This is a genomic window from Micromonospora arida (assembly GCF_042873195.1).
GTDB classification, from domain to species: Bacteria; Actinomycetota; Actinomycetes; order Mycobacteriales; family Micromonosporaceae; genus Micromonospora; species Micromonospora arida.
The window spans coordinates 731,246-754,657 of sequence record NZ_JBIALC010000002.1 but is presented as its reverse complement, the minus strand read 5'-3'; the positions used below and the strand labels follow the sequence as shown (position 1 = coordinate 754,657).

The 23,412-nt window shown below is 70.7% G+C and carries 21 protein-coding genes and 1 tRNA gene; 18 read left to right on the top strand and 4 right to left on the bottom strand.

All coding sequences use genetic code 11. From position 1 onward, the window contains the following. Nucleotides 1–76: 76 nt before the first annotated feature. The 3 genes from ACFYP0_RS10195 (at nt 77) to topA (ending at nt 4,606) form a co-directional block, all read left to right on the top strand. Nucleotides 77–616 carry a hypothetical protein gene (locus tag ACFYP0_RS10195; protein ID WP_355501445.1) on the top strand — a complete coding sequence of 180 codons (540 nt, stop codon included), beginning with the start codon at nt 77–79 and terminating at the stop codon, nt 614–616. Beyond that, nucleotides 607–1,419: a hypothetical protein gene (locus ACFYP0_RS10190; RefSeq protein WP_356979941.1), complete on the top strand. Its 813-nt coding sequence runs from the start codon at nt 607–609 to the stop codon at nt 1,417–1,419. The genes ACFYP0_RS10195 and ACFYP0_RS10190 overlap by 10 nt, the downstream gene beginning before the upstream one ends. 349 nt (nt 1,420–1,768) lie before the next feature. Then, nucleotides 1,769–4,606, top strand: coding sequence for a type I DNA topoisomerase (gene topA / locus ACFYP0_RS10185; RefSeq protein WP_386995354.1), 2,838 nt, complete (start codon nt 1,769–1,771; stop codon nt 4,604–4,606). 161 nt (nt 4,607–4,767) lie between these two features. Here topA and ACFYP0_RS10180 read toward each other — a convergent pair whose 3' ends face one another. Beyond that, nucleotides 4,768–6,084, bottom strand: coding sequence for a D-arabinono-1,4-lactone oxidase (locus ACFYP0_RS10180; protein WP_386995352.1), 1,317 nt, complete (start codon nt 6,082–6,084; stop codon nt 4,768–4,770). A 226-nt stretch (nt 6,085–6,310) separates the two neighbouring features. Here ACFYP0_RS10180 and ACFYP0_RS10175 point away from each other — a divergent pair, with 226 nt between their 5' ends. Continuing rightward, on the top strand, nt 6,311–6,916 hold the full coding sequence (locus ACFYP0_RS10175) for a TetR family transcriptional regulator (RefSeq protein WP_386995349.1): 606 nt from the start codon (nt 6,311–6,313) through the stop codon (nt 6,914–6,916). Between the two features lie 49 nt (nt 6,917–6,965). Here ACFYP0_RS10175 and ACFYP0_RS10170 read toward each other — a convergent pair whose 3' ends face one another. Beyond that, complete coding sequence (locus ACFYP0_RS10170) at nt 6,966–8,174, bottom strand: amino acid deaminase/aldolase (RefSeq protein WP_386995347.1); 1,209 nt, start codon at nt 8,172–8,174, stop codon at nt 6,966–6,968. A gap of 316 nt (nt 8,175–8,490) precedes the next feature. On the opposite strand from ACFYP0_RS10170, the gene tmk reads away from it, so the two are divergent. The 6 genes from tmk to ACFYP0_RS10140 all read left to right on the top strand — a co-directional run bounded on the left by tmk (nt 8,491) and on the right by ACFYP0_RS10140 (nt 14,500). Continuing rightward, nucleotides 8,491–10,581 (top strand): dTMP kinase, encoded by a 2,091-nt coding sequence (gene tmk, locus ACFYP0_RS10165; protein WP_355501547.1) that lies wholly within the window; start codon nt 8,491–8,493, stop codon nt 10,579–10,581. After that, entirely contained in the window at nt 10,581–11,843 is a 1,263-nt protein-coding gene (locus ACFYP0_RS10160) for a DNA polymerase III subunit delta' (RefSeq protein ID WP_355501436.1), read from the top strand. The genes tmk and ACFYP0_RS10160 overlap by 1 nt, the downstream gene beginning before the upstream one ends. Nucleotides 11,844–11,965: 122 nt before the next feature. Beyond that, nucleotides 11,966–12,295: a YbaB/EbfC family nucleoid-associated protein gene (locus ACFYP0_RS10155; protein WP_007454690.1), complete on the top strand. Its 330-nt coding sequence runs from the start codon at nt 11,966–11,968 to the stop codon at nt 12,293–12,295. A gap of 1 nt (nt 12,296) precedes the next feature. Continuing rightward, complete coding sequence (locus ACFYP0_RS10150) at nt 12,297–12,602, top strand: type VII secretion target (protein ID WP_124854206.1); 306 nt, start codon at nt 12,297–12,299, stop codon at nt 12,600–12,602. After that, entirely contained in the window at nt 12,602–13,282 is a 681-nt protein-coding gene (locus tag ACFYP0_RS10145; protein ID WP_124854205.1) for a hypothetical protein, read from the top strand. Before ACFYP0_RS10150 ends, ACFYP0_RS10145 begins: the two co-directional genes overlap by 1 nt. Before the next feature lie 378 nt (nt 13,283–13,660). Continuing rightward, the gene (locus tag ACFYP0_RS10140; protein ID WP_124854204.1) at nt 13,661–14,500 is read left to right on the top strand and encodes a PSP1 domain-containing protein; all 840 of its coding nucleotides are present in this window, start codon (nt 13,661–13,663) and stop codon (nt 14,498–14,500) included. Between the two features lie 155 nt (nt 14,501–14,655). Here ACFYP0_RS10140 and ACFYP0_RS10135 read toward each other — a convergent pair whose 3' ends face one another. Next, a complete protein-coding gene (locus ACFYP0_RS10135; protein ID WP_355502419.1) occupies nt 14,656–16,398 on the bottom strand; it encodes a metallophosphoesterase family protein in 1,743 nt (580 codons plus the stop codon). Nucleotides 16,399–16,542: 144 nt separating this feature from the next. Between ACFYP0_RS10135 and ACFYP0_RS10130 the strand changes: the two genes are divergently transcribed. Further along, nucleotides 16,543–16,616, top strand: a tRNA-Thr gene (locus ACFYP0_RS10130). 17 nt (nt 16,617–16,633) lie between these two features. On the opposite strand, the gene ACFYP0_RS10125 is transcribed toward ACFYP0_RS10130, so the two are convergent. Beyond that, nucleotides 16,634–16,795: a hypothetical protein gene (locus ACFYP0_RS10125; RefSeq protein WP_208741167.1), complete on the bottom strand. Its 162-nt coding sequence runs from the start codon at nt 16,793–16,795 to the stop codon at nt 16,634–16,636. Between the two features lie 175 nt (nt 16,796–16,970). Here ACFYP0_RS10125 and ACFYP0_RS10120 point away from each other — a divergent pair, with 175 nt between their 5' ends. The 7 genes from ACFYP0_RS10120 (at nt 16,971) to ACFYP0_RS10090 (ending at nt 23,373) form a co-directional block, all read left to right on the top strand. Next, complete coding sequence (locus tag ACFYP0_RS10120) at nt 16,971–17,345, top strand: PadR family transcriptional regulator (RefSeq protein ID WP_355502422.1); 375 nt, start codon at nt 16,971–16,973, stop codon at nt 17,343–17,345. A gap of 92 nt (nt 17,346–17,437) precedes the next feature. Further along, a complete protein-coding gene (locus ACFYP0_RS10115) occupies nt 17,438–18,277 on the top strand; it encodes a hypothetical protein (protein WP_355502425.1) in 840 nt (279 codons plus the stop codon). 445 nt (nt 18,278–18,722) lie between these two features. Beyond that, nucleotides 18,723–19,097, top strand: a complete 375-nt coding sequence (locus ACFYP0_RS10110; RefSeq protein ID WP_355502427.1) for a hypothetical protein — start codon at nt 18,723–18,725, stop codon at nt 19,095–19,097. A gap of 447 nt (nt 19,098–19,544) precedes the next feature. Then, nucleotides 19,545–20,288, top strand: coding sequence for a hypothetical protein (locus ACFYP0_RS10105; protein WP_355502430.1), 744 nt, complete (start codon nt 19,545–19,547; stop codon nt 20,286–20,288). Beyond that, nucleotides 20,285–21,502: a hypothetical protein gene (locus ACFYP0_RS10100; RefSeq protein WP_355502433.1), complete on the top strand. Its 1,218-nt coding sequence runs from the start codon at nt 20,285–20,287 to the stop codon at nt 21,500–21,502. Before ACFYP0_RS10105 ends, ACFYP0_RS10100 begins: the two co-directional genes overlap by 4 nt. Nucleotides 21,503–21,506: 4 nt before the next feature. Further along, a complete protein-coding gene (locus ACFYP0_RS10095; protein WP_355502435.1) occupies nt 21,507–22,163 on the top strand; it encodes an ABC transporter ATP-binding protein in 657 nt (218 codons plus the stop codon). Further along, on the top strand, nt 22,150–23,373 hold the full coding sequence (locus ACFYP0_RS10090; protein WP_355502438.1) for an ABC transporter permease: 1,224 nt from the start codon (nt 22,150–22,152) through the stop codon (nt 23,371–23,373). Before ACFYP0_RS10095 ends, ACFYP0_RS10090 begins: the two co-directional genes overlap by 14 nt. The last annotated feature ends 39 nt before the right edge of the window (nt 23,374–23,412 follow it).

Sequence of the window (23,412 nt, the reverse complement as noted above, 5' to 3'; positions counted from 1 at the left end):
GACGTAGCCGTCGACCGGGGACCCCGGGCCGTCCGGCCCGATGCCACGCCTGGCCAAAGGCCGTACGCTGCAACGCATGCGTACGTGCCGGGCGTCTGCCGCCGGAAAGCTCACGGTGGTCCTGGCCACGATCGTCGTTCTGGCCGGCTGCGGCGGGGGTCCCAGCCCACGGGCCTGGGCGGCCTCGGTCTGCGGTGCCCTCACCCCGTGGCGCTCCGAGATCAACAAGCTGACCAGCAGCACGGACGAGCAGATGACCGCGCAGACCACGCCGGCGCAGGCCAAGGAGAACCTGGTGCGGCTCTTCGATGGGGCGGAGCAGGCCAGCGAGGCCGCGCGCCGCAAGGTGGAGGAGGCGGGCGTCCCGGAGGCGGAGAACGGCGAGGCCATCTCCGCTGGTTTCCGTAGCTCCCTGGGGAAGATGCGGGACGCGTACGGCCGTGCCCGGGACACCATCGACGGTCTGGGCACCGGCGAGCCGACCGTCTTCTACGACGGCGTGCGGGCCGCCGTGGAGACCCTCAACAAGGAGTACGACGCCAGCGCGTTGGACACCAGCAAGCTCAACTCCGAGGAGTTGAAACAGGCATTCGACGAGGTGCCGGAGTGTCGCTGAGCGGGTTCGGTGACACCGGGAAGGCGCAGCCGCCCCCGGCGCTGTTCCCCGCGCCCGAGTCCGACACGCCCACTCCTGGGCGACGCCGCGGCGGTGCGCCGCAGACCGGCCCGGCGCAGACCGGCCCGTCCCGCGACGGCGCGCCGCAGAGCGGCCCGGGGCAGCACGGGCCGGCGCGGCCGGGTTCCCCCCAGCAGGGCCCGTCCCAGGGTGACGACGCGGGCCGGCAACTTGTCTTCTTCGGCGCGGACGCGGCCGAACCGACCGTCGCCGATCTGGCCGGGCTGCTCGCCGGGCCGGGCGAGGTGGTCCGGATGGGCGGCACCGCCCGGCTCTCGGTGCAGGTGGACGCCGCCTGGCGGGTGCACGTGCTCGTCGCCGAGCTGGCGTCGCGCGGGCTGGCGGCGAGCTGGGAGCCGACCGAGGGCGAGCGACACGCCGTTCGTACGTCGTACACCCGGGTCTTGAAGCCGCTCGCGGCCGCCTGGCTGCACGGTACGATGAAACGCCCGCCGGCCGCGTTCCACCTGACCGGTCGACGATTGCGGCTGTGGCTCGCCGCCGCGGGGACGCCGGAGCCTCCAGACTGCTTCCTGTTGCGGCTGGGTGCCGACGACCAGGAGTGTTGGGAGCCGATCGGCGTGGCGCTCGCCTCGGCGGGGCTGGCTGGGCCGCTGCTCGGTCCGGGTGAGGGCGGCCCGGCGTACCGGATCACCGGCCGTCGCCGGTTGGTCCGCCTGGCCGAGCTGGTAGGCCAACCACCGCGCGCCGCGCCCACCAACGCCTGGCCAACCCGCTCCTGAATCGGTCATTCCGCCCAGGTCGGTGGTGCCGGTCGGGTGTCCGGTGCCGGACAGCCGGCGGGTCGATCCAAGCGGAAAACGGGCGTGTCGGGCCTCGCCCATGGGTCCGCCATCGTCACAGTGACCCGCTTCGAGCCCTACCCACGGTGTACGGTGGCGCCGTCCGGCAGTGCCGAGCGCGGCGGGGCGGTGTCGACCGCCGCGTCGAAGCGGTTTGCGGCCCGCGAAACCCGAAACGCGGGCGGCGCGTTACGTTGGACATCCGGACCGCCGGTGCGACGGCGGGGTCGAAAGCGGTCGCTGTCCGGGCGCCGGCAGGCCACGAGCAGGAGTGAGGTCGGGGAGAGACGTGCCGAGCAACGCTGGAACCACCCGTCTGGTCATCGTCGAGTCACCGGCGAAGGCCAAGACGATCTCGGGCTACCTTGGCCCGGGGTACGTCGTGGAGGCCAGCTTCGGTCACGTCCGCGACCTGCCGCGCAACGCCGCCGATGTGCCGGCCAAATACAAGAAGGAGCCCTGGGCCCGGCTCGGGGTGGACGTCGACAACGGCTTCCAGGCGCTCTACGTCGTCTCCGCCGACCGTAAGCAGCAGATCAGCAAGCTGGTCAAGCTGGCCAAGGAGGTCGACGAGATCTTCCTGGCGACGGATGAGGACCGCGAGGGCGAGGCCATCGCCTGGCACCTGGTCGAGACGCTGAAGCCCAAGGTGCCGGTCAAGCGGATGGTCTTCCACGAGATCACCAAGCCGGCGATCCAGGCGGCGGTGGCCAACCCCCGGGAGATCGACCGCGACCTGGTCGACGCCCAGGAGGCCCGCCGGATCCTCGACCGGCTCTACGGCTACGAGGTCTCCCCGGTGCTGTGGAAGAAGGTCATGCCGCGGCTCTCGGCTGGCCGGGTGCAGTCCGTGGCGACCCGCATCGTGGTCGAGCGGGAGCGGCAGCGGATGGCCTTCCGCACCGCCGAGTACTGGGACATCCTGGCCACCCTTGCCGTGGCGAACGCCGGCGAGGGGCCACGAAACTTCAATGCCACCCTGATCGCCCTGAACGGCGACCGGATCGCCACCGGTAAGGACTTCGAGCCGGCCACCGGTCGCGTCCGGGCCGGTGCTGGCGTCGTGCACCTCGACGAGAGTGGTGCCCGGGGTCTCGCGGCCCGACTGGAGGGGCGGCCGTTCACCGTCACCCGGGTCGAGGAGAAGCCCTACCGCCGTCGCCCGTACGCGCCGTTCATCACCTCGACCCTCCAGCAGGAGGCGGCCCGCAAGCTGCGCCTGTCCTCGCAGCAGACGATGCGCACCGCGCAGCGCCTGTACGAGAACGGCTACATCACCTATATGCGTACCGACTCGGTCAACCTGTCGGAGACCGCCATCTCGGCGGCCCGCCGGCAGATCGTCGAGCTGTACGGCGAGCGCAGCGTGCCGCCGGAGCCGCGCCGCTACACCGGCAAGGTGAAGAACGCGCAGGAGGCGCACGAGGCGATCCGCCCGGCGGGGGACAACTTCCGCACCCCGGGCGAGGTGGCCAAGGAGCTGTCGGCCGAGGAGTTCAAGCTCTACGAGCTGATCTGGCGGCGCACCATCGCCTCGCAGATGACCGACGCGGTCGGCTCCAGCGTCTCGGTGCGCATCCGGGCGGTCTCCACCTCGCAGGAGGAAGCCGACTTCGGCGCGACCGGCAAGACCATCACCGACCCGGGCTTCCTGCGCGCCTACGTCGAGTCCAGCGACGACGAGAACGCCGAGGCCGAGGACGCCGAGCGCCGGCTGCCCACCCTGGTCAAGGACCAGCCGCTGACCGCCGACGAGCTGGCCGCCCAGGGCCACCACACCCAGCCGCCGTCGCGCTACACCGAAGCGTCGCTGGTGAAGGCCCTGGAAGAGCTGGGCATCGGCCGCCCGTCGACCTACGCGTCGATCATGCAGACGATCCAGGACCGGGGGTACGTCACCAAGCGCGGGCAGGCGATGATCCCGACCTTCCTGGCCTTCGCGGTGATCGGGCTGATGGAGCGGCACTACCCCCGCCTGATCGACTACGACTTCACGGCCACCATGGAGAACGAGCTGGACGAGATCGCCGGCGGTGACCACGCTGCGGTCGACTTCCTCACGGCGTTCTACTTCGGCAGCTCCAACGGTGCCGGCGACCAGGACATCGCCCGTTCCGGTGGGCTCAAGAAGCTGGTCACCGAGAACCTCAGCGACATCGACGCCCGCAGCGTCAACTCCATCCCGCTCTTCACCGACGACGACGGCCGCGATGTCGTCGTGCGGGTCGGCCGCTACGGGCCGTACCTGCAACGTGAACTGCCCGGCGGTGAGCAGCCGGCACCGGCTGCCGAGGGCGAGGAGGGTGGCACCCAGGGTGACCGGGCGCCGATCCCCGAGGGCCTGGCCCCGGACGAGCTGACCCCGGAGAAGGTGCACGAGCTGTTCCTGGGCGGCAGCGGCGAGCGCAAGCTCGGCGACGATCCCGCCACCGGCGAGCCGATCGTGCTCAAGTCCGGCCGGTTCGGCCCGTACGTGTCCAGCGGCGAGCGGAAGTCGTCGCTGCTGCGTACGCAGACCCCGGACTCGCTGACCCTGGAGGAGGCGCTCAAGCTGCTCAGCCTTCCCCGGCTGATCGGTGTCGCGCCGGACGGCGTCGAGGTCTTCGCGAACAACGGTCGCTACGGCCCGTACGTCAAGCGGGGCGAGGAGTTCCGTTCGCTGGAGTCCGAGGATCAGATGTTCACGGTTGGCCTGGACGAGGCGCTGGCTCTGCTGGCCGCCCCGAAGGCCCGTGGACGGCGAGCCGCGGCACCGCCGTTGCGCGAGATGGGCGTGGACCCGGCGAGCGAGAAGCCGTTGGTGATCAAGGACGGCCGGTTCGGCCCGTACGTGACCGACGGGGAGTTCAACGCGTCGCTGCGGCGCGGGCAGACGCCGGAGGCGCTGACCATCGAGGAAGCGTCCGAGATGTTGGCCGAGAAGCGGGCGAAGGGGCCGGCGCCGCGGAAGAAGGCGGCGGCGAAGAAGGCGCCCGCGAAGAAGGCCACGGCCACCAAGAAGACGGCGGCTGCCAGCAAGTCCACGGCCGCGAAGAAGACGACGACGGCCAAGGCGACCACAACGGCTGCCAAGAAGGCTCCGGCCAAGAAGGCCGCCCCGCGCAAGGCCGCGACCAGCACGGAGTAGCACGCCCGCCCCCCTGGTCTATTCAGATCTTGGACAGTTTCCGTTCCGCCCGAACGGAAACTGTCCAAGATCTGTTTCTGGCTGCTGTTTTTCCGGCTCGACAGCCCCGATCCATCCCGGCCACCGACACCTCGCGGCTGGCGGGCGCCGACGGAAGCCCGTCAGACCCCGAGGACGTGGGTCAGGTGGGGGTTGGTGAAGACGCGGTGGGGGTCGAGCCGGTCGCGGACGGCCTGGAAGTCCGCGAAGCGGGGGTACGCCGTGGCCAGCGAGGCGGCGTCGCGGTAGTGCAGCTTGCCCCAGTGCGGGCGACCGCCCAGCCCGGCGGCCACCTGCTCGAAGGCCCGGAAGTACGGCTCGTACGGCATGCCGACGTACTGGTGCACGGCGATGTAGGCGTTGTCCCGGCCGTAGCCGTGCGACAGCCAGATGTCGTCGGCGGCGGTGAACCGCACCTCCACGGGGAAGAGCACCTTGAAGGGCAGGCCGTCCACGATCCGCTGGAGCGCGGCGAGCGCCTCGGGCAACGCCTCGCGGGGCAGGCCGTACTCCATCTCCACGAAGCGGACCCGGCGCGGCGTGCAGAAGACCCGGTCGGAGCGGCCGGTGTACTGGCGTTCGGTGAGGGCACGGGCGGAGACCGCGCTGATCCCCGGGGCCAGCGCGGGCACGGCCCGGCCGAGTCGACAGGCCCCGGCGAAGACCCGGTTGGACAGGAAGTCGTCGTCCACCCAGCCGCGCCAGCGGGACAGCGGGCGGTTGTTGGCGGGTACCCGGTCGTTGGCCTTGACCTGGACCCGCGACGTGTACGGGAACCAGTAGAACTCGACGTGGTCGTGCCGGCCGATCAGCTCGGGCAGTTCGCCGAGCACGTCGGCCAGTTCGGCCGGTCGTTCGTGGGCGCGCAGGACGAAGGCGTCCACGCAGCGCAGGGTCACCTCGACCAGGACGCCGAGCGCGCCGAGTGACACCCGGGCGGCGGCGAGGACGTCGGGATGCTCGTCGGCGGAGCAGCGCAACACCTCGCCGGTGCCGGTGACCACCGTGATCGCCTCGACGAAGGTGGAGAGGCACCCGTAGCCGGCTCCGGTGCCGTGGGTGCCGGTGGAGATCGCCCCGGCGACGGTCTGCGCGTCGATGTCACCGAGGTTGGGCAGCGCGAGGCCGTGCCGGGCGAGCAGGCCGTTGAGCGCGTGCAGGGTCATTCCCGCAGGCACGGTGACCAGTCGGTGTGCGACGTCCACGCTGACCAAGGTGTCCAGGTCGGACAGATCCATCCGACGGTCGTCGGCGAGCGCGACGGCGGTGAACGAGTGGCCGCTGCCCGTCACCCGGATCCGACCGCCGTCGGCGGCGGCAGATCTGACGGCTTCTGCGACGTCGGTCGGCGAGCCTGGGCGCAGGATCGCGCTGGCGCTGCCACGCTGGTTCCCGGCCCAGTTGGACCATCCAGCCCCGAGCGGTGCGGTGCGGACCATGCGCGCTCCTCATTCATGAATATGAACTGACTTCATATCAGGAACGTTCTAGCTGGTAAATACCGCAATTGCGATCCGCTCGTTGTACCGGTAGTCACGGACTCGTGACGTGGAGATATGTTCATCCGTCGAAGGGGGGTGGCGCAGAGTGTCCACACCAGCCGCCACGACCGGGCCGCTGCGCCGCGTACCGGTGCAAGGTCGAAGTGTCGCGCGGGTACAGCGCATGTTGGATGCCTGCGCCGAACTCGTCGACGAGGTGGGGTACGAGGGGCTGACCACCACCCTGCTCGCCGAGCGGGCCGAGGTGGCGATCGGGTCGGTCTACCAGTTCTTTCCGGACAAGCGGGCGATCGTGCAGGCGTTGACCCTGCGGACCATGGAGTCCTACCTCCAGCGCCTCGACGAGCGGTTCGCCTCCGACGAGATGACCCACTGGTGGGACGGCGTCGACGCGGGCATCGACGAGTACATCACGATGCACCGCACCGTCCCCGGCTTCCGTACCCTGCACTTCGGCGACGTGGTGGACCTGCACCTGCTCGACGAGCAGCGGGACAACAACGGCGTGATCGCCGACCAGTTGGCCCGGGTGCTCACCGAGCGTTTCGGGCTCACCGACGTGCCCAAGCTGCGCTTCGTGCTGGAGATCGCGGTCGAGGCGGCGGACGCGCTGATCAAGCTCGCGTTCCGCCGGAAGCCCGAGGGCGACGAGCGGGTGCTGCTGGAGGCGAAGGCGTTGATCCGGGAGTACCTGCACCGCCAGGTGGACGGCCCGGACAACGGCCGGTCCACCGTCGGCAACCATGCTGAGGCGCCCCAACCGGCCTGAGTCGACGTGGGCGCGGGCCCCGACCGGCGGTGAGGGCGGCTGTCCGGTCTCAGAGGAAGGCCTGCCCCTCACCCCGGTAGGTGGGGACCGTCGCCACCACCGCGTCCCCCTCGATCAGGTGCAGCTCGTTGATCCGTTCACACAGCTCACCTGCCTTGGCGTGCCGGAACCACACCCGGTCGCCGACGTTCAGCCCGGCCGCCGCCGCTCCGGACAGCGGAGTCTGCACCTCGCCGGCGCCCTCGGTGCCGACAAGCTTCAGCCCCGCCGGTAGCCACGGCCGGGGCAGTCGACTGTCGGCGGCCGGGCCGGAGGCGATCCAGCCACCGCCGAGCACCGTCGCCAGCTCCGGCGTCGGTCGGCGGACCACCGTGCAGGCGAAGAACGCCGCAGGGGTGGGCCGCCAGGCGCGGTACGCGTCGAACAGGGTCGGCCCGTACAGGCCCGATCCCGCGGTGACCTCGGTGACCGCGGGATCGGCGCTGGTCGCGGCCACGCTGCCGGTGCCGCCGCCGTTGACAAACTCCAGGTCGGCGTGCTCGCGTACCGCGGCGACCGCCGCACCACGGCGGGCCAGCAACTCGCGGTACGACCCGCGCTGGGCCAGCCTGATCGCGCCGGCCAGCAGCGTCTGCCCCGGCGGCGCGTCGCCCAGGCCGGCGATCTGCGCCTCGTACGACATCAGCCCGACCAGCCGGACGCCGGGCCGACCGGCGACGGCGGCGGCGAGCGCGCCGGCCGCCCGAGCGCTGTGCACCGGTGAGCGGCGGACGCCGACGTGCACCCGACCGCGCAGCGGTCGCCAGGAGGCGTCCAGATCCAGGCAGAGCCGTAGATCGGCGCGCTGCCCCGGTGCCGTGATGGCGTCGATGAGGTCGAGCTGGCCGGTGCCGTCGATCATCAGGGTGATCGCGGCGGCGAGCGTCGGGTCGGCGCCCAGCTCGGCGAGGGCGGCCCGGTCCGCGCTCGGGTACGCGACCAGCACGTCGTCGCTGACGCCGGCGCGGACCAGCCAGATCGCCTCGGGCACTGTGAACGCCATCACGCCCTGCCAGCCGGGCCGCGCGAGAGCTCGACTGATCAACTCCCGGCTGCGGACCGACTTGCTGGCGAGGCGGACCGGTTTTCCCGCGGCGCGCTCGGCCAGGGCGACCGAATTGGCGTCGAAGGCAGTGAGGTCGACCACCGCGTACGGGGGGTCGAGGTGGGCAGTCGCCCGATCCAGGCGCTCGCGAAGTTTGTCGCTTTCGATGGCCACGTCTGCACGCTAACTGTCCGACGGAGAATGCGAAATACCCTCGCGTACGTCCGGGCTGCGGTCGGTGCCTTCGGCGGCCTAGGCTCAGCGAGCAGGAGAATGTCGCCCGGGGGGTGGCCCCCACCGGGTCTAGAGTGTTGCACCGGAGGTGCCCAGCGATGGGCCGGCACGTGGAGGTACGGCCATCGAAAGCCAGAACAGCGGCGAGTCGCCCGGCGTGTCGCGCTCGGGTGACCAGTCGGGCAACGCCGCCAAGCAGCCCAACGGCGGGCAGGTTGATCCGTCCGGTTATGCCGCGATCCGGTCCGTCCTGCGCATCCGGCCGTTCCGCCGGCTCTGGATCGTGCTCGGCGCCGCCTCCTTCGGTGACTGGCTCGGCCTGCTGGCCACCGCACTCTTCGCCGCCTCGCAGGTGCAGGGCAGCACCGCCCAGGGCGCCGCGTTCGGCGGGGTCACCGCGATCCGGCTGCTGCCCGCGCTGGTGCTCGGCCCGGTGGCCGGCGTCTTCGCCGACCGGTTCGACCGGCGCTGGACGATGGTCATCTGTGACCTGCTGCGCTTCGTGCTCTTCGCCTCCATTCCGCTCTACGCCCTCAGCGGCGCCGCGGGCGGCCTGGTGGTCGGCTGGGCGCTGATCGCCACCTTCCTGATCGAGTCGCTCACCCTGCTCTGGATCCCGGCCAAGGAGGCCGCGGTCCCGAACCTGATCCCGCGGGCCCGGCTGGAGGCGGCCAACCAGCTCACCCTGATCACCACCTACGGCCTCACTCCGGTCGCCGCCGCCATCGGCCTCGCCGTGCTCGACCGTGGCGTCCGTGGTGCCGCCGGCGGCGACCTGCCCTCCTGGGCCGAGCCGGCCCAGCTCGCACTCTGGTTCAACGCCTTATCCCGGCTCGCCACCGCACTGGTGGTGGCATTCGGGATCAAGGAGATCAGCGAGGCGCAGCGCGGCGAGGCGGAGCGTGCCGAGCAGAGCATGTTCCGGCAGTTCTCCGAAGGCTGGAAGTACATCGGCCAGACCCCGCTCGTCCGCGGCCTGGTGCTGGGCATCTTCGGCGCGTTCGCCGGGGGCGGCATCGTGGTCGGCACTGCCAAGTTCTTCGCCAACTCACTGGGCGCCGGTGATGCCGCGTTCTCGCTGCTCTTCGGCGCGATCTTCGTCGGTCTGGCGCTCGGCATCGGGCTCGGCCCGATGGTCGTCAAGGAGATGTCCCGGCGTCGCTGGTTCGGCATGAGCATCGTGCTGGCCAGCGCCGCCGTGATGACCCTCGCCTTCGCCATCCACCTGTCCATGGCGATCGTCGGCGCGGTGCTGGTCGGCGCCGGTGCCGGGATGGCCTTCCTGGCCGGCACCACGCTGCTGGGCGGGGAGGTGGCCGACGAGGTGCGCGGCCGGGTCTTCGCGGTGGTGCAGATCGGCACCCGACTGGTGCTGATCCTGGCCATCGGGCTGAGCAGCGTGTTGGTCGGCGTCGGTGGCTCGCGCAAGCTGGAGATCGCCGACCTCGGCATCTCCGTCTCCTCCACCCGACTGCTGCTGCTCGCCGCCGGTGCCGCCGGCATCTTCGCCGGGATCAGCGCGTTCGGCCAGATGGACGACAAGAAGGGCGTCCCGGTCCTCGCCGACCTGTGGGGCTCCATCCGGGGCCGTCCGCTGATGCCCGCCGAGCCGTTCGTCTCCGCCGGGCTCTTCGTGGTCTTCGAGGGCGGCGAGGGCGCGGGGAAGTCCACCCAGCTCAGCGCGCTCTCCGAGCGGCTGCGCGGTCACGGCCGAGAGGTAGTGGTCACCCGCGAGCCGGGGGCCACCGGCGTCGGCCGGCGAATCCGGTCGCTGGTGCTGGACACCTCCGGCGACGACGCACCCTCCCCCCGGGCCGAGGCGCTGCTCTACGCCGCCGACCGGGCGCACCACGTGGCAACCGTCGTCCGGCCCGCGCTGGTCCGGGGCGGCGTGGTGATCAGCGACCGGTACGTCGACTCGTCCCTGGCGTACCAGGGCGCCGGCCGGACACTGCCCGTCGACGAGGTCTCCTGGCTCTCCTCCTGGGCGACCGGTGGGCTCAAGCCCGATCTGGTGGTGCTGCTGGACGTCGAGCCGCGCACCGGCCTGTCCCGGGTGGCCTCGCGCAACACCGGCACCGACCGGCTGGAGGCCGAGTCGATCGCCTTCCACGAGCGCGTCCGGTACGCGTTCCTCGACCTCGCCGCCGCCGACCCGAAGCGCTACCTGGTGCTCGACGCGTCCCGGCCGGCCGACGAGATCACCGGGCTGGTGGTCCGGCGGGTCGAGGAGATGCTAGGCAAGCCGGGCGGCATCGTGCACCCGCGGCCGGCGCAGGGCCCGGACACCTCGGTGCAGCCTGAGTTATCCGACGCGGAGCTGGTGACGATGGAGCACAAGACCTGATGCCGGACGTCTTCGCCGACCTGGTCGGTCAGGACGAGGCGGTGGTCGAGCTGCGGCGCGCCGCCGCCGCGGCAGCCGCCGTGCTGCGTGCTGGCGCGGCCGCGTTGGTCCCCGCCGGCCCGGCCAGTGGTAACGGGTCCGCGGCCGACGACGCCGCGACCGGCGGGCTCGACCCGGCCGCCGGGATGACGCACGCGTGGATCTTCACCGGGCCACCCGGCTCCGGCCGCTCGGTCGCCGCACGGGCGTTCGCCGCCGCACTCCAGTGCGTGCACGGCACCGGCTGCGGTGAGTGCCCCGGTTGCCACACGACAATGGGCGGCAGCCACGCCGACGTGCGGATGGTGGTGCCGGAAGGGCTCTCCATCGGCGTCGGCGAGATGCGCGCGCTGGTGCTCCGCGCGGCCAGCACCCCGTCCGGCGGGCGCTGGCAGGTGGTGGTCATCGAGGACGCCGACCGGCTCACCGAGGCCGCCGGCAACGCGCTGCTCAAGGCGATCGAGGAACCCCCACCGCGGACGGTCTTCCTGCTCTGCGCCCCGTCCACCCACCCGGACGACATCTCGGTGACCATCCGGTCGCGCTGTCGGGTCGTACCCCTGCGGCAGCCGCCGGCCGCCGCGGTGGCCGAGGTGCTGGTTCGTCGGGACGGCATCGCCCCCGACGTGGCGCAGTGGGCGGCAGCGGCCGCGCAGGGCCACGTGGGTCGGGCCCGCAGGCTGGCCCGCGACCCGGAGGCCCGCAAACGACGCGAGGCGGTGCTCGGGGTGCCCCGCCGATTGACCGGGGTCGGCGCGGCGTTCGACGCGGCGTCGGCGCTGATCGAGGCGGCCGAGGCGGAGGCCGACGCGTCGGTCACCGAGGCCGACACGACCGAGCGGGCGGCACTGGAGACCGCGCTCGGCGCGGGCGGCACCGGCCGGGGCGCGGCCGGCGCCATGCGAGGCGCTGCCGGGCAGCTCAAGGAGCTGGAGAAGCGGCAGAAGTCCCGGGCCACCCGGGCCCAGCGGGACGCACTGGACCGGGCGCTGGTCGACCTCGCGGGCTTCTACCGGGACGCGCTCACCATGGCGCTGCGCGCACCCGTCGCCCCGGTGCACACCGACACGGCCGCGCTGGCCGGCGCCGGCGCGCAGAAGTGGGACGCCGAGGGGGCGCTGCGCCGGTTGGAGGCCGTGCTCGCCTGCCGTGCGGCGATCGAGGCGAACGTCAAGCCGCGGATCGCGGTCGAGGCGATGATGCTCGCCCTCTGGAAGGGCTGACCCGCGCTTCCCGGCCGTTGTCCACAGGCATCGACAGGTCCGATTGCGGTGCGGTACGGTCCGTGTGCCGTGGTAACGGTGGCACCACACTGAGTGACGGATCACCCGGGAGGAGTCGGCCGATGCCGCGGGGGGAGATCGACGAAGCCTGGATCGAGGAGGCGGTGCGACGCTACCGCCGGATCGAGTCCCTCCAGGCCGAGTTCGACCAGGCGGTGTCGACCGTCGAGGTGACCGTCCGCTCGCCGGACGGTCTGGTCGAGGTGGTGGTCACCGCCGGTGGACGGATCACCGACGTCCGGTTCCTCGGGCCGCTGCACACCCGCAGCCCCCGCGACGTGGCCGGTTCCGTGCAGGCCGCGGTCACCGCGGCGGCCGACGCCGCCGAATGGGCCCGGGAAAAGCTGCACAACGAGACGTTCGCCGCCTACCGACCGCTCGCGGGGGCCTGAAATGGACACACTGCGCGCGCTCTCCGCCCGACTGGACGAGGCGAGCGCCACGCTCACCGTCGTTTCGCACACCGTCACCGCCAGCGATCCCGCCCATGCCGCGTTCGGCGCCGACGCACCGGGCCGCCCGGGCGAGATCGGTCGGGCGCTGCACCGGCAGTGGACCACCGCCACCGACGACCGGGCCCGGGAGGCCCGCGCCGCTGCCGGTCGACTGGCCGCCGCCGCGGCCGCCGTGCGGGAGGCCGCCGACCGCTACGCCGAGGTCGACCGGGCGGCCCGCCGCCGGCTCATCGGGGAACCGTGATGGACGCGCTGGACCGGCTCGCCGAGCCCGGCCTCGACCTGCTCCGCCGGGTGGACAGGCTGATCGCGGCCGGCGTCCCCGAGGGGCACCGGGTCTGGCCGCTGCTGCGCCGCATGCAGGTGCTGCCGGGCGACGCGGTTCGCGGCTTCCTCGACCTGCACCCGGTGCCGCTCGCCAGCGCCGGCCACGCGGTGCGCCGGCTCGTCCGGGGGTACGACGACGTCTCCGCCGCGCTCACCGACTCGGTGCTCTGGTCCGGTGCGGCCGCCACGGCGTACGGGCAACAGCGGGCGGCGCTGCTGCGCCACCTCGACGAGGGGCCGGACAGCCTGGTCGGGCGACTCGAATCCACCGCCGGTTACGCCGACGCCCTCGCCGACTGGGTGGAGGGCAGCCGACTCGCACTGGCCCGCACCCTGGCCGACGTGCTCCGCTCGGCCGAAGCGGTCGCCGTGGTCGCCGCCACCGCCACCGGTCCGTCGACGCGCCCCGGGCCGGTCGGGCCCGGTGTGGCCGACGCCGCCGAGATCGCCGCACGGGTGCTGGCGGTGCTCTGCGTCGCGTACGACGGTGCGGAAACGCTGCTGCGTCAGTGGGCGCCGAGTCTGGCCGAGACCGCGTGGCGTCCGCCGACGGACGGGCGGCCTCGCTACGACCAGCCCACCCGGGTCGGCTGGTAACCGAACCCGGCCCTCCGGCCGTGGCGGTGTTGCCCCGGACCTCGGTCCACCGGCCGTGGCGCTGTGGCCCCCGGATCCCGGTCCTCTGGCTGCGGCGGTGTTGCCCCGGACAGGCCACGGCGTCGCTCGCGGGCGCCTGACCTGAGCCGGCGTCCACGGCGACGCCGTGGTCTTCCCCCTGCACCCCCCGCAGGTCTGCCTCCACTCAACGCCGCCGAGGCCCGTCTTGTCTCCTGCCCGGCCCCGGATTCAACCGTCCGGGCGAGCAGCAACGGCACGACGGGACGCCCTGCAATAGGTCAAGTCGACGGTCATGAATGGCAGCGGGGCGTAGCCGGCCGGTGCGCCTTGCACCGTAACCCGTCGTAGGGTGGGGGGATGGGCATGCTCTGCGCGGTCAGCTTCAACCGGTACGGGCGGCTCTACTACCTCGACCCGGGCGAGTTGCGTCCGCAGGTGGGCGACCGGGTGCTGGTGCCCACCGATGACGGGCCCGAGGTGGCGGAGTGCGTGTGGGCCGCGCAGTGGGTTACCGAGGAGACCGACGGGTTCCCCCGCCTGGTCGGGCTGGCCGGTGACGACGACCTCCTCCGGGACGAGGCGTTGCGTCGGCGCAAGGCCGAGGCGAAAGTGGCCGCGAAACGGCTGATCCGCGCGCACGGCCTGCCGATGAAGGTGGTGGCGGTCGACCATGTGCTGGGCTCCGCCGAGAGCGGCGGTGAGCGCAGCACCGTGTACTTCACCGCCCCGCACCGGGTGGACTTCCGGTCCCTGGTCCGCGACCTGGGCGCGACCCTGCACTGTCGGGTGGAGCTGCGTCAGCTCTCCGCACGCGACTCCGCACGGGTGCAGGGCGGCATCGGCTCCTGCGGTCGGGACCTGTGCTGCGCCACGTTCCTCACCGACTTCGAGCCGGTGACCATCCGGATGGCGAAGGACCAGGACCTACCGCTCAACCCGTTGCGCATCTCCGGCGCGTGCGGTCGGCTGATGTGCTGCCTCAAGTACGAGCACCCGCTTTACCAGCGCTTTCAGGAGACCGCCCCGGCGGTCGGCAGTCGGGTCTCCACCCCTGAGGGTGACGGCCGGGTCGTTGGCCACAGCGTCCCGAGGGACGCGGTGACGGTACGCCTGGACGCCGACGGCTCCCGCTGCTCCTGCTCCCGAGCCTCCGTCTGCGCCCCCCGCCAGGCCCACGACCAGCACTACACCCCCTAACCCCGCCCAGCCCCCAAGGGCTCCCCGCCGCCCCCCGCCCAGCCCGGTTGATCAAGAGGTTTGCGTCAGGAATCGGGTCCGTCGTGACGCAAACCTCTTGATCAACTTGGTCGTGGGTGGGTGGGTGGGTGGGTGGGTGGGGTGGGGTGGGTGGGTTAGTTGAGGACTGTGGGGGGTTCGGTCAGGTGGGGGGTCAGGGGGGACTTGGGGATCAGCCAACTTTGGGTGGGGGACTGGTCGGGGTTCACCTGCCAGTCGCGGGAGACCCGGTCCACCCCCAGCGGGTAGATGGTCAACGTGCCGTCCGGGTCGATGCGCAGTCGTAGGAACGACTTCGAGTCCTCGATGCCCTGGCCGGCGAAGAGTTCGTTGACGTTCACGCCGAAAGAGCCCGCCACCAGCAGGTACGCCGCGACCAGCTGGCTGGCGACCAGACCGATCACCGGGCCGTAGAGCACCGCCGCAGCGACCGCAGGCAGCGGCCACGGCCAGTCGTAGAACGGCAGCGCCAACCAGACCCAGGTGCCGGCCGCCGCCAGAGCCACCTGCGCCACGCCGTGGCCCACGCCGAGGATCCAGTGCCGAGCGTGGCGTTTGCCGCTCGCGCTCGGCGGCTTGGCGAACAGGGCCGCCGCGATCACCGTCACGAGCACCATCACCACCAGCGGGACGCTGAACAGCCGCTGGTTGGTGCTGTCGGCCCAGTTCGCCGTCGCACCGGCCATGGCCAGCATCAGCAGGGTGTGCAGGGTGCCGAGCAACGTGGTGAAGCCGGGATTGCGCAACGGCAACCGGGGGAAGATGCCCCAGCCGTAGCGGCGCGACCGCGCGGCGTCCGGGTAACGGGCCACCAGGTCGTACGGCTGGGCGGAGCTGGCCTTGCGGGTCAGCGTGTCCCGCGGTGGCACCTCGATGCGCTCCGGCAGCTTGTGTGTGGGGTAGAGGTACGCGCCGCCACCACCGCAGGTGATCAGCTCCCGGTCCGGCCCGGAGTAGCGGGCGTAGTGGTGCAGGTCGCCCGAGAGCAGCAGTCGCACCCGCGCCCCGGTCGGGTCGATGATCGTGCGAATGAAGTAGTCGATCGAGTCGTACGCCGTGGGGTTGTCGGCGGCCTTGACCCAGGTCGGCGCAGGCGCCGCGATGATCACCTTGGACTCCGGCCCGAGCTGTCGGGCCACCTCGTCGAAGTAGGCCAGCTGCGGGTCGTCCAGGTACGAGCCCGACTGGTCGTCCACGCCGAGCAACCACCAGTCGGCCGGCAACTCCACAGCGAAGTACGACCGGGACTGCCCGGTGCCCCAGCCCGCGAAGTTGCGGTCCCGGGAGCGGACGAACAACCGCAGGAAAGCGGTGAGACCGTCGTACCAGTCGTGGTTGCCCGGCACCGCGAAGAGCGTCGGCTTCTCGGCCGGCGCCACCGGCAGGGCGGCCTGGTAGGGGCCCTTGCACCGGTCCTCGTACGCCTCGTAGGCCGCCGACGGGTACACCTGGTCGCCGCCCATCACCAGGGTCTGTGCCCGGGGCAGGCGGTGCCCGTCGACGGTCAGCTCGGGCTGCGCCAGCAGGTACGCCACCGAGTAGGTGGCGTTGAAGCCGTCACCGAGGTCGGCCACGTAGTCGAGCCACAGCCCGCCGTCCGGCCCGACCTGGCGGAAGACGCCGTCGCCGAACGCGTTCTGCAACTCGCGCTTGTCGAGGTACGCCCCGAAGAGCACCGCCAGCAGCGTCCGGATGCCGGTGCTGATCAACAGGAACGGCGCCAGCCACGGCACCGGCTTGCGCGGCGTGAAGCCCAGCTCCAGCGGGTCGGTGCTGCGCGGCCGATGGGCGGCGCGTTCACCGGCCGGCGCACGGTCAGGACGCTCCGGGTGGGGGGAATCGTCGCGTTCGTCGCTCACCCGCCGCAGCGTAGTCCCGGACCCGATCATCCGCTGTCCGGTAAGCGTCTAGATGGCGGCCGATGTCCGGTTGGTGCTGGCGGGCGCGACGGGGGTATCCCGTTCGGTCGGTGCCGCCGGGGTGCCGTACACTTGCTGATCGTTGCCGCCTTAGCTCAGTCGGCTAGAGCGACGCACTCGTAATGCGTAGGTCGACGGTTCGATTCCGTCAGGCGGCTCGGTACAGAAGCCCAGGTCATCGGCCTGGGCTTCGCCGTTTCCCGAGGTCGACGACACCGCCACCGGCCGTGCCGGTCCGCAAATAGTCCGCATCCCGCGCCGCGACCGCCTCGTCCAGCCGGTTGGCGACCGCGTCCAGGTCGTCACCGAACAGCCCCGCGTACACGTCCAACGTCATCGACGCCGAAGCGTGCCCGAGCATCCGCTGAACCGCCTTGACGTTCGCACCCGCCGCCGAGTCAGCTGTCGCAGCGCGGTCAGTAACGCCTGCCGGTCGTCCGGCCCCGATGGCACCAGCCAGCCGACCCAATATCTTCGTTGCGAAGATATCCTCCCGCGGATAAGGTCGGTGCATGAAGACACCGCTACAGGAGCCCACATTCCTGATCCTGACCGCCCTGGCGGACGGGCCCATGCACGGTTACGGGCTGATCCTGACGGTGACCGAGTTGTCGCAGGGTCGGTTGTCGCTCCGGCCCGGCACGCTGTACGGCTCCCTTGACCGGCTGGCCGACGACGGGCTGGTGACAGTGGACCGGAACGAGATCGTCGATGGCCGCGCCCGCAAGTACTACCGCCTCACCAAGGAGGGGTTCTCATTGCTGCGCGCGGAGACGGAACGCATGCGCCGGGCCGTCGAGGCGGCAACCAGCCGCCTCAATGGTCGTGCGGCCGCGCAACCCCTGACCGCACCGCTCCGTCCGAACCTCGCCGGTGGTGTCGCGTGACGTCCGTGTTGCGTCATCGCTACACCAAACTCCTGTGCTGGTACCCCGCCGCCGACCGAGGCGACCGGGGCGTCGAGATTGTGGAGACGTACATGGAACTGTCATCTGCCGGCCAGCGTCGGCCGCGTCCCGGTGATGTCGCCGACCTGGTCGCTGGTGGCCTGCGCCAACGCCTCCGGGCTCGCAACGCCGGCGGCCTCGTCGACGCCCTGCCGCTCACCGGCACCATCGCTCTGGTCACGGCCATGACGATGGCCACCGTGGGATTGATCCTCACGGAGGTGTTCCCGGATCCTGATCAGTACGGTGTCGGGGCCCCGATGCTGGGGCCGTTCCACACTCTCGGCGCGCTGGCGTGGATCGCCTGGATGCTCGTCCTGCCGGCCGGGCTCGCCGGGTTAGGCCGATGGGCGGTCGCGGTCGCGACCGTCGTGACGATCGGCGTGGCCGTGGTCGTCGCGGTGGTCCCGGCAACAGAGTTGACCTCACTTCACAAGCCGGGCCTGTTCGTGCTCGTGCCGCAGATCGCGCTCGGCCTGTTCGCGCTGGCGATGCCCCCCCGACACGGCTACCGAAGCACCGCGGTCACCGCTTCCGTCATCGCGGCTGCGGCGACGGTGGTGCTGGTCGGCTCGCGATACGGCCTTCGGTACGACGTACTTCTCGGCATGATGCTGCTCCTGGCGCTCATCGTCACCGGGGTGGTCCTCGCCGCCCGGCGCGACCGGCGTGCCTGGTGGCCTGCCATGCTGCTACTCGGGCCAGTGCTGCTGCTCGGGCCGAAGATCGGTCTGGAGGCCATGGACGACAGCAGGCGCGGGGCACTCGGATGGGCCGCGATGTCACTGTTGGTGGCGGTGGCCGCGCTGCTGGTCGCGGTGATCTGGCAGACCCAGCGCGCCCGGCGGCGGGCGGCGCAGATCGAGCAGTAGAACCACCGGTACGCCTCGGCCCGACGTCGGCGGGCGGGTCGCGAGTAGGGGCCGTCCGCGAGAGCGACCGACCACTCGCCCCCGGCTTCCTCCCCGCAGCGCCTTTTGCCAGGTTCTGCCCGGCCGTGTCCCGGGCTCCCGTGGTGCACCTATTTAAACGAGCGGCCCGACACCAAGACGTGACCAATATCACAAGTGAATCGGCTTATATTGGACTTTTCAGTGCTGCCAATCTTTGCGAAGAGGACATCCGAGCATTATCGGTCGACCTGACGGGGCAGCGCGGAAAGTTTACGAACGCTAATCTCGCATTGCTTCAAGAAAGCGATTCACTTAGTCGGTCTGTCGATGGCGCGCCGCGCCGGATCAGTAATGGCGTCTGCCACCCTGCTGGCCGCTCGCGCGACTCGAGATCGATGGGCTCTGTCACGGGGAGGTAATGCAAATGAAGGTAGTGCGATCCGTGGTCCTCGGGGCCTTGGCGGCCGCATTTGTGACGGTCGGGGTGGCCTCGCCGGCGATGGCGGTGGACCGGACCTGCTATGACGGCTATTTCTGCGTGTACAAGGATCTGAACTTCAGCACCGGCAACTCGATGTACCGATTCAACTACTCCGATAACGACTGGAGCAGTGGTGAGTCGGCGATCTACCACGCTGACAGCTCCTGGCGGAACTTCTACTCGCGGACAGCCAACGTGTGCGATTACGGCAGCTTCGGCCTCCACAAGACGATGGCCGTGCTGGGTGACGGATGGGAGCTGAGCTACAGCTCGAGCTGGAACGACAAGGGCGAGGGGCACAAGTGGAGCACTTGCTGATTCGCGGCAAGTGGCGGCCTCCGTTCTGTTGAGGTTCTGTCATGTCACGTTGATGGCGTGGTCGAGCTCCGTGCTTTGCCTTGCGTCCCCGGCGTTGCCGGAGACCTGTTTCACCTTTCACTTTGATCGCCTTCCGTGCGTCCGATAGCTGGCGCTTGCGGTTCGGGAAGCTGTCCCGGCGTCCCGCTTCCGCGGGATAGACTCCGCGGAAGCGGGACGCCGTCCTGTCGGACAATGGTCAGTAAGGAATGTCGGGTAATCGCGATGGGACGACGTCGAGCGCTCTGTGTGGCAGCAATGCTTTTGGTGGGTCTAAATGGATGTGGTGGTGACCCCGCCTCTCCGGATACGAAGGCGGCCGCGACTCGGGCGCAGATGGCCTGGGATTCTGCTCAACAGCAGTCCAAAGAGGTCGAGGACATCGAGCGTAGGCTTGTTCGGCGATGCTTGACCAAGAAGGGTTTCAAGATTTTTCCGCCGGATGCTCCGGAGGAGAATGAGCCGAAGGAGCGGCAGCAGCCGGTTTCGCCCGATCCCGCCGATGCTGCTCGCGTGGGATACGGGCTCGACCCCCGCCTGCTACCGGAGCCTCCGGGGGCGGCCGACGAATCGGCCTATGCGCGGACGCCGGACTCGTACAAGGGCAGCCTCACCACCGCCAAGTACGGTCCGGAGGGGGACAAGGTCTCTTTCAACGCCCCGGACGGCGCCAAGGTGTCGATCCCCCGCGCGGGTTGTCTCGGCGAGGTCCGCTTGGGCTTGTTCGGTGACCTCAACGAGTACCTGCGGCTGTCGTTCACGGCGGCGAACCTCGTCCGACAGGGCACGGCGAGTGAGGTCGATAGTGACCCGAAGGTCTTGGCGGCCTTGGACCGCTGGAGAGCATGCGTAGAGAAGGCGGGCTACCCGGGTATCAACAAATTCGGGGAGATGATGAACAAGGCGCGGCAGCTCTACAGAGGCATCGACCCCGCCAACAGCAAGGCGCTCGACGCTGCGGTGGCGGACGAGATCAAGATCGCGACAGCTGAGGCGACGTGCACCAGGTCCACAGGCCTTGACGAAGCGGTCGCGGTCGCTCGGGCCGGGGGATCGGTGGAAACGCTGGCCAAGTACGAGGCCGATGTGGTCGCGTGGAACGCGATGGTGCGGGAGGCGCTGAAAAAGGGTCAGGAGATGTTGAAGTCATGACGGTCGGGCACCGCAATGCGGTCACCACGGCCGCGATCATGGTTGCGGTCGTCGCGGCGACACTGTCCGTCTGGGCCGTCGCATCCCGCGCACGGACGCCCGCCCAGCGAGCGGCGGAGGCGGCACCGCCTCCGCCGTCGGTGCTGACCGCCGTCGTGGAAGAGGGGCCGCTGTCCGACGAGTTCACCCTGGACGGCACCCTGACCCGCCAGTCGAGGGCCTCCGTGCAGGGACCCGTTGTGGCCACCGGCAGGTCGGTGGTGACGGACCTGCCGGTGAAGGAGGGCAGCCGGGTAGGTAACCGCCAACTGATCGCCGTGGTGTCCGGCAGGCCCCTCATCGCGCTTCAGGGACGGTTCGCCAGCTACCGGGATCTGCGCCTCGGCGACGAGGGGCCCGACGTCCGGCAGCTGCGCCTGGCCCTCGGTCTGCGCAGTGACGACGTCTACGACCGCGCCACCGCAGCCAGCGTGGCCCGTCTCTACCGGGACGTCGGATACCCGGCGCCCCTTGCCACGACGCCGACCGAATCAGCGCCTGCCGACTCGGCGCCTGCTGACTCGACGCCCGCAACTGCAAAGCCCGGAGCCCCGACGCCCGCTGAGCCGAAACCTCCCGCGGCGGTGCGCGGCGGGCTGCTCCCCATGGGCGAGGTCGCATTTCTCCCCACGCTTCCCGCGACGGTGGTCGACGTTACGGCCGGGGTCGGGGACAAGGGTGACAAGTCCCTCCTCACGCTGGCCTCGGGCGGATGGCAGGTGGTGGCGACGCTCAGCGAGGATGATCGCGCGAACCTCAGGGGCCTCCCTCCTGGCACCAGCATGTCGATCAGTGAGGGGCCCGCGGAGGGCAAGAAGATCACCCTTGCCGGGGTGAAGGAGGTCAAGGCGGACGAGGAGGGTAAGCCGGCTTATGCGGCGACCTTCAAGATCAGCGCCACGTCCGGAGCGGACCTGACCGACGGCATTCCGGTGTCGGTACGCATCGTTCGGCGGCAGAGCCCTCGCGAAGCCGTTGTCGTTCCGGTGTCGGCGCTGTGGACCAAAGTGGGCGGGCAGACCGAGGTTCACATCGACTCCGACGGCCGTCGGACGGTGGTCCCGGTAGAGGTCCTTTTCGTCGTGGACGGGCGCGCCGCCGTGACTGGTCCGGCGGAACTCACGGGCGGCGTAGAGGTAACGGTCGGCTCCCGCAACGGCGGTTCCATTGGATGACGCCGTGGTGCGGTTGATCGACATCGCCAAGACCTTTCCGGGACCGGTGGCCGTATCGGCTCTGAAGGGTGTGAACCTCGAGATCCGCCGAGGCGAGATGACGGCGATCATCGGACCGTCGGGCGCGGGAAAGTCCACCCTGCTCAACATCCTGGGGTTGCTCGACGTGCCGACGTCCGGCCGGTACCTGCTGGACGGCCATGACACCTCCGGGCTCGGCGAGCGGCGGTTGACCTCCCTCCGAGCTGTCACCCTCGGCTTCGTTTTCCAAGCCTTCCACCTCGTCCCACACCTGAACTGTGTGGGCAACGTGATGCTGCCGCTCGCCCATCAAGGGTGGCCTCGCCGGGAGCGGGCAAGACTGGCGACGGACGCCCTCGTCCAGGTGGGACTAGGCCACCGACTGGACGCACGGCCCGCGACGTTGTCGGGCGGAGAACGGCAGCGGGTCGCGGTGGCGCGGGCCATCGTGCACTCACCGTCGGTGATTCTGTGTGACGAACCGACGGGCAACCTCGACCAGCAGAATTCGCTGCACGTCATGGACCTGCTCCGGCAGTTGGTCACCCCGGATCGGTCACTGATCGTGGTTACCCACGACGACACCGTGTCGGCGTGCGCCGATCGGATCGTTAAGGTGGTCGACGGTGCCGTCAGCTGAACACCGGCGGCCCCGCCGGGCCGCGACGTCGATCCGGGACGTCGTCGCGCAGGCCCTGCAGGCAATGGCGGGACGGCGGGGGCGTGCCGCGCTCACCGCGTCGGGCGTCGCGTTCGGCATCTGCGCCGCGGTGGCCACGCTGGGGATCACCGCAAGCGCCTCGCAGGCGGTCACCGCCAAGTTCGACGAGCTGACCGCCACCGAGGTACGGGTGAAGTACCCGATCTTCGAATCTGGTGACCACGTTGCCCGACCTGACGTCGGGCAACGCCTGCCAGTGCGAAGGCTCAACGGTGTCCGAGAAGCGGGCCTGTTGGCCCAGGCCGACGGGCATCCCACGATCTCGAACATCCGTGACGACGACGCGCCGTGGAGCGAGGCGACGGTGCTGGCCGTCCAGGACGGTGGGCTGGCGGCCAGCGGAGCGACGATGGTCAGCGGACGCATGTTCGATGCAGGTCACGAAAGCCGGCACGACCGGGTGGCCCTGCTGGACTCGGTAGCTGCGACGTGGCTCTTCGGCAGGGCCGAGGAGGGGCCGGGCGCGATGGTGTACGTGGCCGGTATGCCGTACTCGGTGCTGGGCGTCTATCAGGCGCCCTCGGGCAACACGGCCATGACGGGCGCGGTGGCGCTGCCGTACTGGACCATCTCCGGGCAACCCGGACTGCGCTTCCCGAGCTCGGAAATGGTCGTCAGAACTCGGCTGGGCGCAGCGGACCAGGTGGCCCGTGAGGTGCCGTACGCCATCGCCCCGCAGGCGCCCGATGACCTGGCGGTACTGGTGCCGCCGGACCTGCGATCCCTGCGCGCAGGCGTCGAGCGGGAGACGCAGGCGCTCTTTCTGGGCCTCGCGCTCGTCTCGTTGGTGATCGGTGCACTGGGTGTCAGCAACGTTTCGTACGTGTCGGTGCTGGAGCGACGAGCCGAGATCGGCCTCAGGCGTGCCGTGGGTGCGTCCCGCCGTGCCGTCGCCGCACAGTTCTGCCTGGAGACTGCCGGCCTCGGGCTCATCGGCGGGGTGGCGGGGACCATCGCCGGAGTTCACGTCACGGCTGCGACCAGCCTCGTGAAATCCTGGCTCGTCATCCTCGATCCGGTGGTACTCGTTGGGGGACCACTGGTCGGCTTGGTCACCGGGCTGGCGGCGGGCGTGTTCCCGGCGACCGCGGCGGCCCGCGTACAACCGGCAGAAGCTCTGCGCTCTTGACCGGAGGACCGTCGGAACTGAACTGTTCGTGGAGTGGCT